The 13,506-nt window shown below is 66.0% G+C and carries 12 protein-coding genes and 1 pseudogene; 5 read left to right on the forward strand and 8 right to left on the reverse strand.

Annotation, left to right across the window (positions count from 1 at the left end; genetic code table 11):
• Positions 1–90 precede the first annotated feature (90 nt).
• Genes OCUBac02_RS16500 through OCUBac02_RS16510 form a run of 3 tightly spaced genes read left to right on the forward strand, consistent with a single transcriptional unit; the run spans position 91 to position 2,425 of the window.
• The gene (locus tag OCUBac02_RS16500) at positions 91–792 is read left to right on the forward strand and encodes a cysteine hydrolase family protein (RefSeq protein WP_173049626.1); all 702 of its coding nucleotides are present in this window, start codon (positions 91–93) and stop codon (positions 790–792) included.
• Positions 789–1,013, forward strand: coding sequence for a DUF4089 domain-containing protein (locus OCUBac02_RS16505; RefSeq protein ID WP_173047131.1), 225 nt, complete (start codon positions 789–791; stop codon positions 1,011–1,013). Before OCUBac02_RS16500 ends, OCUBac02_RS16505 begins: the two co-directional genes overlap by 4 nt.
• Positions 1,010–2,425: an AtzE family amidohydrolase gene (locus OCUBac02_RS16510; protein WP_280528822.1), complete on the forward strand. Its 1,416-nt coding sequence runs from the start codon at positions 1,010–1,012 to the stop codon at positions 2,423–2,425. The genes OCUBac02_RS16505 and OCUBac02_RS16510 overlap by 4 nt, the downstream gene beginning before the upstream one ends.
• A gap of 54 nt (positions 2,426–2,479) precedes the next feature.
• Here the strand turns inward: OCUBac02_RS16510 and OCUBac02_RS16515 are convergent, their stop codons facing one another.
• Together OCUBac02_RS16515 and OCUBac02_RS16520 are read right to left on the reverse strand one after the other, a co-directional pair.
• Entirely contained in the window at positions 2,480–3,025 is a 546-nt protein-coding gene (locus OCUBac02_RS16515; RefSeq protein WP_173047133.1) for a hypothetical protein, read from the reverse strand.
• Positions 3,026–3,058: 33 nt separating this feature from the next.
• Positions 3,059–3,541, reverse strand: a complete 483-nt coding sequence (locus OCUBac02_RS16520; protein ID WP_173047135.1) for a hypothetical protein — start codon at positions 3,539–3,541, stop codon at positions 3,059–3,061.
• Here OCUBac02_RS16520 and OCUBac02_RS16525 point away from each other — a divergent pair.
• A pseudogene (locus OCUBac02_RS16525) lies at positions 3,519–3,924 on the forward strand (transposase); the annotation flags it as partial. The gene OCUBac02_RS16520 and the pseudogene OCUBac02_RS16525 sit on opposite strands and share 23 nt — an antisense overlap.
• 356 nt (positions 3,925–4,280) lie before the next feature.
• On the forward strand, positions 4,281–5,963 hold the full coding sequence (leuA, locus tag OCUBac02_RS16530; protein WP_465247728.1) for a 2-isopropylmalate synthase: 1,683 nt from the start codon (positions 4,281–4,283) through the stop codon (positions 5,961–5,963).
• A gap of 65 nt (positions 5,964–6,028) precedes the next feature.
• Here the strand turns inward: leuA and OCUBac02_RS16535 are convergent, their stop codons facing one another.
• The 6 genes from OCUBac02_RS16535 to OCUBac02_RS16560 are packed head-to-tail and all read right to left on the reverse strand — an operon-like array spanning position 6,029 to position 13,419.
• Complete coding sequence (locus OCUBac02_RS16535; RefSeq protein ID WP_173047139.1) at positions 6,029–7,108, reverse strand: hypothetical protein; 1,080 nt, start codon at positions 7,106–7,108, stop codon at positions 6,029–6,031.
• A 1-nt stretch (position 7,109) separates the two neighbouring features.
• Positions 7,110–8,639 carry a class I adenylate-forming enzyme family protein gene (locus OCUBac02_RS16540; RefSeq protein ID WP_173047141.1) on the reverse strand — a complete coding sequence of 510 codons (1,530 nt, stop codon included), beginning with the start codon at positions 8,637–8,639 and terminating at the stop codon, positions 7,110–7,112.
• Positions 8,640–8,661: 22 nt separating this feature from the next.
• On the reverse strand, positions 8,662–10,422 hold the full coding sequence (locus OCUBac02_RS16545) for an ABC transporter permease subunit (RefSeq protein WP_173047143.1): 1,761 nt from the start codon (positions 10,420–10,422) through the stop codon (positions 8,662–8,664).
• Positions 10,419–11,495: an ABC transporter ATP-binding protein gene (locus OCUBac02_RS16550; protein WP_173047145.1), complete on the reverse strand. Its 1,077-nt coding sequence runs from the start codon at positions 11,493–11,495 to the stop codon at positions 10,419–10,421. Before OCUBac02_RS16550 ends, OCUBac02_RS16545 begins: the two co-directional genes overlap by 4 nt.
• A gap of 23 nt (positions 11,496–11,518) precedes the next feature.
• Positions 11,519–12,586 carry an ABC transporter substrate-binding protein gene (locus tag OCUBac02_RS16555; protein ID WP_173047147.1) on the reverse strand — a complete coding sequence of 356 codons (1,068 nt, stop codon included), beginning with the start codon at positions 12,584–12,586 and terminating at the stop codon, positions 11,519–11,521.
• Positions 12,587–12,645: 59 nt separating this feature from the next.
• Positions 12,646–13,419 carry an enoyl-CoA hydratase/isomerase family protein gene (locus OCUBac02_RS16560; protein ID WP_173047149.1) on the reverse strand — a complete coding sequence of 258 codons (774 nt, stop codon included), beginning with the start codon at positions 13,417–13,419 and terminating at the stop codon, positions 12,646–12,648.
• Positions 13,420–13,506: the final 87 nt, after the last annotated feature.

Genomic DNA, 13,506 nt, shown 5'->3' on the forward strand with positions numbered 1-13,506 from the left:
AGCACGACCGAGCGAGGGCGCCACAGGCACAGGCCTTGCAAAGACCCCATACTCTTTTGGGGGGAGAAGTGCGCTTTGCCAGTTATCGAGATGGCTGCAGAACCACGCGCGCTGAGCGTCGACCTGTCCCGTACGGCGCTGATCGTCATCGACATGCAGCGGGACTTTTTGGAACCGGGTGGCTTCGGCGCGGCCCTGGGCAATGATGTCTCGCTTCTCGCCAAGGCGATCAAGCCCTGCCGGCTGATGCTCGAAGCGGCGCGCGCCGCCGAAATGTTCGTCATCCACACGCGCGAAGGGCACAGGCCCGATCTATCGGATGCGCCACCGGCCAAGGTGCTGCGCGGGCCTGCCGAAAGGCGCATCGGAGCCAAGGGACCGATGGGTCGCATCCTGATCCGCGGCGAGGCCGGCCACGATATCGTGCCGGCACTGGCCCCGCTGCCCGCCGAACCCGTGCTCGACAAGCCAGGCAAGGGTGCGTTCTATCAAACTGATCTCGATCTCCTGCTGCGCAATCGCAGCGTCGAGACACTTCTGGTCTGCGGCGTCACCACCGAAGTCTGCGTCCACACGACTGTGCGCGAGGCTAATGATCGCGGCTATCGCTGCCTCGTGATCGGCGATGCCTGCGGTTCGTATTTTCCGGAGTTTCACGAGGTGGGCCTACGGATGATCGCAGCCCAGGGCGGCATTTTCGGCTGGGTTTCGACGACGGAAAAAGTGTTGCCGGCGCTAGCCCGGGCGGCCGCAACTACGCCGGTCGGCACGATACTGGAGGATAATCAATGAGCGATGACCAACCCGCCTTCGACCCCAGCCGCCATTGCGATGCCATGGCGGCAACTCTGGGCCTGACGATCACGGGGGAGCAGCGGCCGGCAGTGCTGCAGTTCCTCGCGATCGCCCAGCGTATGTCGGCAACCGTCTTTCGCGCCCCGCTCGACGACGCGTCCTTCGAGCCGGCGCCCGTGTTCCACGCTGGCCGACATGACGATGGAGGAGCCGCGTGAGTTTCGATGCTTTCGCACCGGCCCACCGGATCGCCGCCGATATACGCGAAGGGATGATGAGCGCGGAGGCGGTTGTCCGAGGCTTCCTTCAACGCATCGCAGCGCTCAACCCTGCCATCAATGCATTCACCGACATCACAGCCGCGCGCGCGCTCGAACAGGCTGCGGGAATCGATAAGCGCCGCGCTGCGGGTCAGGAACTCGGGCCGCTTGCGGGCGTGCCGTTCGCTGCCAAGAACCTGTTCGACATCGCAGGGCTGCCGACCCGCGCCGGCTCGAAGATCAACCGAGAGGCTGCTCCTGCCACCTGCGATGCGGTTCTGATCGAGCGCCTGAGCCAGGCGGATGCGATCCTGCTCGGCGGCCTCAACATGGGCGAATACGCCTATGACTTCACCGGCGAGAATGCCCATGACGGCCCCTGCCGCAATCCGCATGATCTCACCCGCATGGCGGGCGGTTCGTCGTCTGGCTCGGGCGCTGCCACAGCCGCGGGGCTGGCGACGCTCTCGCTCGGCTCGGACACCAATGGCTCGATCCGCGTGCCGAGCTCGTTCTGCGGCATCTTCGGGCTGAAGCCGACCTATCGCCGGCTGCCGAGAACGCGCAGCTTCTCCTTCTGCGACTCGCTCGATCATCTTGGCCCCTTCGCGCGCGACGTCATCGATCTCGCGATGGCCTATGACCTGATGCAGGGCCATGATCCGCACGACCCCGCCTGTGCGCGGCGGCCCGTCGAGCCGACGCTGCCCTCATTGAAGACCGGCGTCTCGGGTCTCCGCATCGCCATCGCCGGAGGCTATTTCTCCGTGAACGGAATGCCGGAGGCGCAGGCTGCCGTCGCCTCGGTCGCCCGAGGTCTCGGCGCAACGCACGTCATCGATATCGCCGGCGCCGATATCGCCCGCGCAGCGGCCTTCCTGATCACGAACGGCGAGAGTTCGGCATTCCATCTGGAGCGGCTGAGACAGCGCGCCAATGATTTCGACCCGGAGACGCGCGACCGCTTTCTCGCCGGCGCGATGCAACCAACGGCCTGGTATCTGCAGGCGCAGCGGGCGCGGCGCTGGTTCCATGACCAGATGATGCGGCTGTTCGAGACCGTCGATCTGATCATCGCACCAGCGACCCCTTGCCCAGCGCCCGAGCTCGGCCAGAAGAGCTTGGTCCTGCGCGGTGAAACCGTGCCGCTGAGGCCGAACATCGGCGTTTTTACCCAACCGATTTCTTGCATCGGACTGCCAGTGGTTACCGTTCCTGTCTTTGCATCGGACTTACCGATCGGCGTTCAGCTGATCGGCGCGCCATGGAGCGAACATCACTGTCTGAGGGCAGCCTATGCCCTTGCCGAAACGCAGGTTTCAATTGCCAAGCCGCCTGTGTTCGATCACCGCGACCATTCTGCGTTGTGATCACCAATGCCGCTATATGCGGCGAAATCCGATTCCACTGATCGTCTTGAAGGATCAGGCGGTCCAGAACACCCATGGCTGCCTCCAAAAGACAGCCTTGAACACGCATCGCTCAAACCCGGAAACCCTTAAGAGGCCACGGCTCCTAGGGCAAATCCTTGCTTTGCCGCATTTTCTTCGCGCGAAATGGTGTCCACTTCTCGAAAATGCTCTAGCCGGCACCTTGATGTCACCACTATCGATCAGCCGATACCGGTCGTTCCAGATGTCGGCTTTGGGCCAGCTTTGCCTGTTGCGATATTCGCCTACCCGGACCGAGAGTGAGGCCGCTAAAGCCTCACTCCCGGTCGTCATTTTGGTTAGGCGCTGGCGGCGTTCAACATACCTGATTTCAATCCGCCCCTTCGGAGCTGGGATCCCTTCGGAGCTGGGATCGAGCGCGCGATGCGAGAGCGCAATGACCTGCATCCTCAAAGCCGCGCCGATCTGATCGCGGCCTACGGTGCGCTTGACGGACGGCCTTTCGCTATCGCGGTCGAGAATGCCGTCATCGGACATAACCTGCTTCGCCATTCCCGGATCGCAGACCGGCGCCAGCATCTTTTCGAAAGCTCCTCGCTTAAGCAAAATCTCCTAGCCATGAAGCTCATGCCGATAGAGGTAGGCCGGCTCTTCCCTCTTATCGGGAGCGGCCGGTGTGATCGGGTGCTTCGTCAAATCCCGCATCGTCGGGCGGGTTCTGACATACCAGTCTCGGAGATGGGCAAGGATTTTCTCACGTTCGACTTCCGAGGCCTGCTCCCCTCCGGGCGCGAAAGTCTCGGTGAGGCGAACATGCCCTTGCAGCGATTCCGCAAGGGCGTTGCGCAACTCGATCCGCGTCCAAGGATGCAGTCCGAACTTGATCGCGAGCCGCCCTGCAGCATAGACGAATCCGAAGCGCCGCGAAATACGAGGTTTGGCGCCAGCGCGATTTTCGCTGAGCCAGAAGACCAGCTTCTTCAGAAACAGGTGGCCAACACCGCCCGATGATCGAACGGCATTGAACCGCCCCGGGTTTGTCGGAGGCCCCAACTCCTGAGAGGATGGGGCTATGACGAGCAAGACGACGAACACGTTCTCGCCTGAGGTGCGTGCCCGCGCGGTGCGGATGGTGCTGGATCACGAAGCCGAGCATCCGTCGCGCTGGGCAGCGATCACGTCGATTTCGGGCAAGATCGGCTGCACGGCGCAGACGCTGAGCGAGTGGGTGAAGAAGGGCGAGATCGACAGCGGTCGCAAGCCCGGGCTGACGGCGGAGATGGCGGCCAAGCTGAAGGCTCTCGAACGCGAGAACCGCGAGCTTCGGCAGGCGAACGAGATTCTGCGCAAGGCATCGGCGTATTTTGCCCAGGCCCTTTCGGCGAATGCATGCATTCGCCTGTCGGGTGAGAGGAGCTCGACCGCCGACACCGGTCATGATCGCCTTCATCGATGACAACCGCGGGGCGTATGGGGTGTATGTCCCTGGTCCGGGAGGCTCGCGGCTCGGCGATCATCACTTGCGTGGCCCTGGTCTCCGCTGAATTAGCGTTTTCTCCCCGTGCGGAAGGCGAAGACGTCAATCCACAGATTGCGCGGCTCGATGGGCGCAGCACCCTGAAGGGCGGCGCGCGACGACCCTGTCTCCACCGATCGTCGGGTGCCGGCCCGCGCTCTCGCCGCCGCGTCTGTCCCTCAACGTCTGCGCCACGCCGCGCGGCACGCATGCATCGACTGCTGGACAGCGGCGTGCCTTGGAATCCATAGCAGGCTGTCGCATTCTGAATGCGCTCGCCTGCCGAACGGCCGAACGCGTCCGCCCAAGGGTCCACGTATGTCCACGATGCCGACTTCCAAATATCGCGCCTATGCCCCGGTCAACCTGCCGGATCGCACATGGCCCTCGCAGGTCCTCACCAAGGCGCCGATCTGGTGCTCGGTCGACCTGCGCGACGGCAATCAGGCCCTGATAGAACCGATGGGCGTCGAGCGGAAGAACCGGATGTTCAACCTGCTGGTGAGGATGGGCTTCAAGGAGATCGAGGTCGCCTTCCCCGCCGCGTCGCAGACCGATTTCGATTTCGTGCGCGCGATCATCGACGAGGGCGCCATCCCCGACGATGTGGCGATCCAGGTCCTGACCCAGTGCCGGCCCGAGCTGATCGAGCGCACCTTCGAAGCCGTGAAAGGCGCGAAGAACGTCATCCTGCACTTCTACAACTCGACCTCGACCTTGCAGCGCGAGGTCGTCTTCCGCTCCGACCGAAAGGGCATCACCAAGATCGCCGTGGAAGCAGCCACCCAGATCAAGGCGCTGGCCGAGCAGGCGCCCGAAACCAATTTCACCTTCGAATACTCGCCGGAGAGCTTCACCGGCACCGAGCTCGAATACGCGCTGGAGATATGCGAGGCGGTCAAGACGGTGATCAAGCCGACGCCGCGGAAGAAGTTGATCCTCAACCTGCCGGCCACCGTCGAGATGGCGACGCCCAACGTCCATGCCGACCAGTTCGAATGGTTCGGGCGCCATATCTCCGACCGGGACAGCGTTCTGCTCTCGATCCATCCGCATAACGACCGCGGCACGGCGGTCGCCGCCGCCGAACTCGCTCTGATGGCAGGCGCCGACCGCGTCGAGGGCACGCTGTTCGGCAATGGCGAGCGGACCGGCAATGTCGATATCGTCACGATGGCGCTGAACCTGTTCACCCAGGGCGTCGATCCCGCGCTCGACCTGCGCGACGTCAACGAGATCCGCAGCGTCGCCGAATACTGCACGCAATTGCCGGTGCATGAGCGCCACCCCTATGTCGGCGAGCTCGTCTACACCGCCTTTTCCGGCTCGCATCAGGACGCGATCAAGAAAGGCTTCGACGCCCAGCAGAAGCGCAACGATCCGCTCTTCCAGGTGCCCTATCTGCCGATCGATCCCAAGGATGTCGGGCGCGACTACGAGGCCGTCATCCGGATCAACTCGCAATCGGGCAAGGGCGGCATCGCCTATGTCCTGCAGGCCGATCACGGCCTCGACCTGCCGCGCCCGCTCCAGGTCGAGTTCTCGAAGATCGCGCAGGAGCAGATGGATGCCGACGGCAAGGAGCTGACCGCCTCCGCCCTCTGGACCCTGTTCGGCAAGACCTATCTGCTGAGCGATGCGCCGCTTGAGCTGATCTCCCACAAGACCTTCCCGACCGGCCAGGACACGCGGACGCTGATCGCGGAGCTCAGGCAGCGGGACGGCTCGATGCGCAGCATCGAAGGCGTCGGCAACGGCCCGATCGACGCTTTCGTCGACGCGCTACAGAGAACCTACGGCGTCGCCTTCTCGCTGCTGGACTATCACGAGCATGCCGTCGGGCGCGGCGCCAACGCGACCGCCGCCTGCTATGTCAAGCTCGAGGATGCGGATGGGCGGATCGTCCATGGCGTCGGCATCGACCCGAACATCGTCATGGCCTCGCTGAAGGCGGTGCTGAGCGGCATGCAGCGGATGTCCACGGCCAAGGGCACATGCTAGCGCGGCGGGCGATCCTCGCTCAAGCGACAGATCATCATTATCGCGTCCCGTCGGACGCGCGATGACTAGGCCGCCATCAACAGCGAGCGAAGCCGGAGAAGATCCTCGCAGACCGTTTCCAGATCGTCGACGGCGAAGCCGTCGCGAAGCGCCGGCAGATGTTCGGCCAGCCTCTCGCCAAGGGTTCCGTTGAAGACGACCTTGCCTCCGGACAGGACGACGAGGCCGTTCTCCTCCTCGTAGGACCTGTTCCAGGCGATCGCCTCGGATTCGCTCACGCCCTCCGGCAGATCCACCTGAAGACGGTCAGCGACGAGCCGAACGGGGTAGCCGCCTGGCAGCCCGTTCGGTCCGGGCACATGACCCCGCCAGCTCCGGCCGCCTGCCATCGCCAGCAGCATCGGGACGCCGCTCGCCCCGGAAATCTCGATTACCGGCTCCGGCGTGAGCTGGATATCGGCGAAGCGGTCGTAGACATCGACCACCTCCTCGCCGTCGAGCCAGACGCGCGGGGCGCGCCCGCTGCGCTCCTCGGGCCGCCGGCGCCAGGCGGCGAGGTTCTGGTAATGCGCGAGAACCTTGACCTCGGCGCCGGCTGGCGTCGCGGCCGAGCCGGCGAAGACGTTGGACAGGATCGCGACATTGCCCATGCCGCAGACGACGTCATGGCCCATCGCGCGGATCATGCCGTTGACCACGTCGGGGAAGCTGCAATTGACCAGCGTCACCGGCTGGCCGGCGCGCGTGATCGCCGCCGCGACGCGGGCGCTGATCAACGCCTGGAAGACGGCGGTCGCGCTCAGGCCGCCCTCGGCGACGAGACGCGTCCAGGCATTGCCGCTCTGGGCGATGACCTGCGAGGTCTGGATCGAGGCCGCCTGCACGACGATGCGCGGGGACGTCGCGGCGAGAAGCGTGTCGGACGCATCCGGCGCGAGCAGATCGATCGCGTGGGTGGTGAAGCGCGCGTTGGTTCCGAAGAGCGCGGCGCGGGCATTCGCAGCGGTGCGCAGCCAGTTCAGCCGTTCGAGATTGCGCCCGGCGATGATCACCTCGACCGGCTCGCGGGCGGTCGCAGCGATGTCGAATGCGATGCGCGCAGCGAAGCCGCCGGTGCCGGAGATCAGGATATCGCAGCCGGTCATCTCAGCGTCCCATCGCGGCCCTGTCCCAGCAATCGTCGAGCCGGGGCGAGAGCTTGTGCTTCATGATGCGCTGGCTCGCCGTGCGCTCGAACTCGTCGACGAGGGCGATGTAGCGCGGGTTCTGGTAGGGCGCGAGGCGCTGGCCGAGCCAGCCGGACAGGGCCTGCGGGTCGATGATCGCGCCGTGACGCGGCTTGACGAAGAGCTTGATGTCCTGCTCGCCGATATCGGCTGCGACGCCGATCATCGCGCAATCCTCGACCGCGTCATGCTCGGCCGCGACATGCTCGACCTCCCAGGCCGAGACGTTCTCGCCGCGGCAGCGCACGCTGTCGGTCATGCGGCCGTGGAAGTAGAGGTTGCCGTCGGTATCGAAGGAGCCGAGATCGCCGGTATGGAGGGCGCCGTTGCGCAGGGCCTTCGCGGTCGCCTCGGGATTGTCGAGATAGCCGGGGAAGATCGCGCCCCGGATGCTGGTCTCGACCACGATCTCGCCGCGCTCGCCGGCCGCGACCGGCTTGCCCTCGCCGTCGAGCAGCCTGACGGTGAACCAGGGCATCGGCCGCCCGACCGAGCCGACCACGCCGCTGGTGTTGCTGGTGGTCAGGCTGGAGGCCTCGGTCATGCCGTAGCATTCGCGGATCTCGACGCCGAAGCGGTCGCGGAACTGCGGCCAGATATCGGCCGGGCAACCGCCGCCCCAGGCGATGCGCACGCCATGCTCGCGATCGAGTGTGGTGGGCGGCTGCTTCAGCAGGATCTGCAGGATGCCGCCGAGATAATGGATATGGGTCGCTCCCTCCTCGCGGACCTGCGCCCAGAAGCGGCTGGCGCTGAAGCGCTCGACCATGGCGAGCGTGACGTCGCGGATCATCGGCAGCGGCAGGAGCTGGGCGCCGCCGATATGATAGAGCGGCTCCCAGACGAAGAAGACCTCGCCAGGCTTGGCATCCGACAGATAGAGCACGCTCTCGGCCGCCAGCCTGAGCATGCGGTGCGAGACGATGACGCCCTTAGGCCGCCCGGTCGTGCCGGAGGTGTACATGATCGCGAAGACGGCATCCGCGGAAGGCGCCGGCTCGTCGAAGCTGACGGTTCCGGCGAGCACGGCATCGAGATCGCCGCCCGGCGCATGCAGCAGCACCGGCAGGGTCGAATCCGGCCCCATCGCCTCGGCGATCTGGGGCGCGAGCTCGGCATCGGTGACGACGAGGCGCGGGCTGGAATGGCTCAGGAGATAGTTGAGCCCCTCGCCGCGCTGCTGTGCATTGACCGGTACCCAGGCGACGCCGGCCCGTGCGAGGCCGAAGACCACGGCGATGGTGGCGATCGAATTGCGCATCATCACCGCGACGCGATCGCCCGCGACGATGCCGCGCGCCCGCAGATGCCCGGCGAAGGCGGCCGAGCGCCGCTCAAGCTCGCCATAGCTCAGCGGCTCGCCGGCGAAGCGGGCATAGACGCGGTCCGGCTCGGCAGCGGCGCGCGCGGTCAGAAGGCCTACGAAGCCGTCTTTGTCTGGGGAGGTCATGGTTGCGCTTCGGTCGTCGGTATCAGGAAGAAGAGGAGGAGCGGAAGCGTTCGGCCAGCAGCAGCATCACGGTGACCACGACGAAGACGACGACCGAGACCGCGGCCAGCGTCGGGTTGAGCTGCAGGATCATGTCGTCCCACATCTGCTTCGGCAGGGTCGTCTTGACGCCGCCCGAGACGAAGATCGCGATGGTCAGTTCGTCGAAGGAGGTGATGAAGGCGAAGAGGAAGGCCGCGACGAGGCCGCCTTTCACCAGCGGGATCGTCACGCCGGTGAGCGTGCGGACGCGGTTGGCGCCGAGCGTCGCCGCCGCCTGGTCGAGCCGCTGGTCGTAGGTCTTGAGCACGGCCGCGATGGTAACGAGCGTGAACGGAATCGCCAGCACCGTGTGGCCGATGATCAGGCCGAGATCGGTGGCTACCAACCCGATCCGTGCGAAGAGATAGAACAGCCCGACGGCAATGACGATGCGCGGCACGATCATCGGCGCGAGGAAGAAGGCGAAGATCAGCCCGCCCCAGCGCGTGCGACTATGGGCCAGCGCCAGCGCCGCGAAGCCGCCGATCGCGGTCGCGGCCAGTGCCGTGGCGAAAGCGACCGTAAAGGAGCGCAGGGTCGCCTGCAGCCAGAGCGGCGATTCGAAATAGGTGCGGAACCAGCCGAGCCCGTAGCCCGGCGGCGGGAATTCGAGGAACTGCGAGGAGGTGAAGGCGAGCGGGATCACCAGAAGCGTCGGCAGCACCAGAAAGCCGATGGCGAGCCAGCAGAAGCCCGGCAGCAGCGCAGCGCAGACGCGCTTGCCCAGCAAGCGCTGTGCAACGGCCGCTGCGCGGCCGGCGATATCGCCGACAATGCCGAGAATGGCGAGGCCGAGATCGCGGATGCGTCCGCCCCCGACCTGCGCCGAACCGCCGGCGATGGTCGAGATGCCGAAGAGTCGGTCGTAGATCCAGCAGGAGACCAGCGCCGCGGCCAGCATCATCGCCGCGAGCGCCCCGGCGAAGGACCAGTTCAGCAGCTCCTGCACCTGGGTGATGATGAGCTGGGCGAGCATCGTCTCCTGCCGTCCGCCGAGGAAGGCCGGAACGATGAAGAAGCCGAGCGAGGAGATGAAGACCAGCAGGCCCGCCGCCGCGACGCCCGGCAGGGAGAGCTTGAAATAGACCAGCCAGAAAGCCCGCGCCGGGGCGGCGCCCAATGTCTGCGCGGCCTGCACGAGGCGGCGGTCGATGCCGGTCATCACCGGCAGCATGGTCATCACCGCGAGCGGCACCATGGCATGGACCATGCCGACCATCACGCCGAACATGTTGTGCAGCAGCGGCAGGGGCTGGTCGACGAGGCCGGAGCCGGTCACGAGCGAATTGATGATGCCGCTGCGGCCGAGCACGATCATCCAGGCGAAGGTCTTGACGAGATAGCTCGTCCAGAACGGCACCATGACGAAGAGCAGCATGCGCCCGCGGAACATGTCGGGCAGGCGCGCCAGCCAATAGGCCAGCGGGTAGCCGATCAGCAGCGACCAGAAGGCCGTCCAGCCGGCGATGCGGAAGGTGATGCCGAGCACGCGCAGATAGACGTCGGTCGCGGCGATGCGCTGATAGGCGCCGCCCGAGAATCCGCCGGTCTGGGGATCGACGAGGCTGAGGCCGAGCAGTTGCGCCACCGGCCAGGCGAAGAAGACTGCGAGGAACGCCAGGCCAGGCACAGCCAGCCAGAGCGGACCGAACCTGAGCCTGCTCCTACGCGCCGGAGCCGTGCCTGCCGCGACCGCGCTCATGCGACCAGCACCGCCTTGTCGCGGGCCCAGCCGGCGACGATGGCCTGGTCGATGGCGGGCACGGGATCGTCCGGCCCCAGCCGCAGCACGAGCGGACTGCCATCGCCGAGCGCGGCGATGACGCGCGTCTCCGAGCCGGCATAGACGATCTCGCTGACCCGGCCGCTGACGGCATTGCCGTCGCGCTCGCCGAGATGAAGGTTCTCCGGCCGGATGACGAGGGCGGCGTCGTTGCTCCGGCAGTTGGCGCCGCTCGGCAGGGCGAAGCGGCCATGTGGCGTGTCGAGCGCGCCGTTGCCGTCCCATTTGCCGCGGAAGATGTTGGAGATGCCGATGAAATCGGCGGCGAAAGCGGTGCGCGGGCGCTCATAGATCTCGCGCGGCGTGCCGAGCTGCTCGATCCTGGCGTGGTTCATCAGGCAGATGCGGTCGGACATCGCGAGCGCCTCTTCCTGATCGTGGGTCACATAGACGATGGTCGCGCCGCTCTCGCGATGCAAGCGCTTGATCTCGATCTGCATGTGCTCGCGCAGCTTCTTGTCGAGGGCGCCGAGCGGCTCGTCCATCAGGATGATCGAGGGCTGGTAGACGAAGCAGCGCGCCAGGGCGACGCGCTGCTGCTGGCCGCCGGAGAGTTCGCGCGGGAAGCGCCCGGCGAGATGGCCGAGATGGACCATATCGAGCGTGGACGCGACCCGGCCGGCGATCTCGGCCGAGGGGCGCCCGCGCATCTTGAGCGGAAAGGCGATGTTCTCCGCCACCGTCAGGTGCGGGAAGAGCGCATAGTGCTGGAAGACGAGACCGATATCGCGCTGGTGGACGGGCATGTTCGACTGGTCGCGACCGTCGATCACCACCCGGCCCTCGCTGGCCTCGACCAGACCGCAGATGAGCTGGAGCAGCGTCGTCTTGCCGGAGCCCGAAGGCCCCAGCAAGGTGAGGAACTCGCCCTCGGCGACGCCAAGCGAGCTCGGTTCGAGCGCCGTGGTCGCGCCATAGCGCTTACACAGTCCTTCGATGACAAGCTTGCCTTCGATGACGAGCTTGGCCGATTTCGGCTCGGTCGCGGTCATTCCGGCACCCTTCCCCATCGCGATCAGGTCAGAAGCCAGGCGTTGAAGCGCTCGGTGACCTTGGCGCGGTTGGCGCTCCACCAGTCCTCGTTGGCGATCGCCATCTGCTTCAGGTTCTCCGGCGAGGTCGGCAGCACCTTGGCGCGCTCGGGGGAGATCGTCTGATAGGCGTCGAGGTTGGTCGGGCCATAGGCCAACGCCTCGGTGAAGACGGCCTGTGCCTTCGGATCCGAGCAGAAGCGCACGAACTGCCGGGCGACGTCCGCCTTCGGTCCACCCTTGGGCAGGCCCCAGCCCTCGATCGAGTAGAGCCCCTGGTTCCAGACGATCTTCGCCGGCGTGCCGCCGTCGATCGCCGCCTGCAGGCGGGCGTTCCAGCCCGGCAGCATGTCGACCTCGCCGCTCTGCAGAAGCTGGGTCGACTGGGCCCCGCCGGTCCACCAGACCGCGACATGCGGCTTGATCTTGTCGAGTACCTTGAAGGCCCGGTCGATATCCAGCGGATAGAGCTTTTCGAGCGGCACGCCGTCGGCGAGCAGCGCCTGCTCGATTGTGTCGATCGGGTTCTTGCGCAGCGCGCGGCGGCCGGGGAACTTCTCCACGTTGAAGAAATCGGCCCAGCTCGCCGGCGCGTTCTTCACCTTGTCGGTGCGATAGGCGAAGACGGTCGAGTAGACGTCCGTGCCCATGAATTCGGGCGAGATCGCCTGCGGCATCAGCTTCGGCACGTCGGCATGCGCAAAGCCGATCGGGTCGAGCAGGCCCTGACCTTTCAGGATGTCGCGGGCCGAGAGCGTCAGCGTGCAGACGTCCCAGGTATAGGACTTGGTCTCGACCATCGCCTTGAACTGGGCGGTGGGCTCGGCCTCGCGGGCGACGTTGACGACCTTGTTGCCGGTCGCCTTCTCGAAGGGATCGTAGAAGGCCTTGCGGAAAGCCGGGCCGAACGGGCCGCCGGGATCGGCGACCGTGATCTGGGAGGCGGCGCGCGCCGTGCCCGTCAGATAAGGCGCGGCAACCGCGCCGGCAGCGACACCGCCCGCGAGTTGCAGCAGGGTGCGCCGGGTCGGCTTCGTGGTCAGGCTCGTCATCGTCTTCTCCCCTTTCAAGCGGTTTTCCGCGTTTCCCCGTGGGTGGTCGGATGCTTTGGTCAGGCCGTCTTTCGCGCCGCGCGCTTGGCGAGGAAGGCCTCCATCATCCGCGCCGGCTCGCCGGTGGCGTAGGCGGCGCGCTGGTTGCGGATGCCGGCGGCGAGGCACTCGCGGAAGCTCTCCTCGGTGATCTCGCGGAAGCGGGCCTTGTTGAGGCGCATGGCGACCGGCGGCTTGCCGGCGAGCTCCTCGGCCAGCGCGAGCGAGGCCTGCATCACCTGCTCCTTCGGCACGATCCGATTGATCAGGCCGATGCGGAAGCACTCGTCGGCATCCATCATCCGGCCGGTCAGGGTCAGATCGATGGTGCGGGCGATCCCGATCATCTCCTTCATGATCCAGGGGCCGGTCACCGAGGCGATGCCGGAATTGATCTCGGGCTGGCCCATGGTGACGCCGGCATGGCCGACGCGCAGATCGCAGAGCAGCGCGACCTGGAAGGCCGAGCCCGCCGCGACGCCGTTCAGCGCCGCGATCAACGGCTTGGAGAGCGAGCGCATGCGGTCATAGAGCCGCTCCCATTCGCCCATCCACAGTTCGGCGCGGTCCGGATCGAAGGTCTTGGTCTCGTTGAGGTCCTGGCCGGCACCGAAGGCGCGCTCGCCCGCCCCCGTCAGGATGATGGCGCGGACGGCCTCGTTCGCTTCCATCTCGTCGAAGCAGGCGACCAGCCGCTCGCGCATCGGCGCGTTCCACGCGTTGAGAATCTCGGGGCGGTTGAGGGTGATGATGCCGACCGCGCCACGCACCTCAGCCAGAACAGAGTCCTTCATAGCGCCCTCCGATGGGTATTTATCACAATGCAATAATTTCTATTGAAAATATTACGGAGGCGGCTCACCTTGTCAAGGCCGTTCCTC

Source organism: Bosea sp. ANAM02, from assembly GCF_011764485.1.
Classification (GTDB): Bacteria; Pseudomonadota; Alphaproteobacteria; order Rhizobiales; family Beijerinckiaceae; genus Allobosea.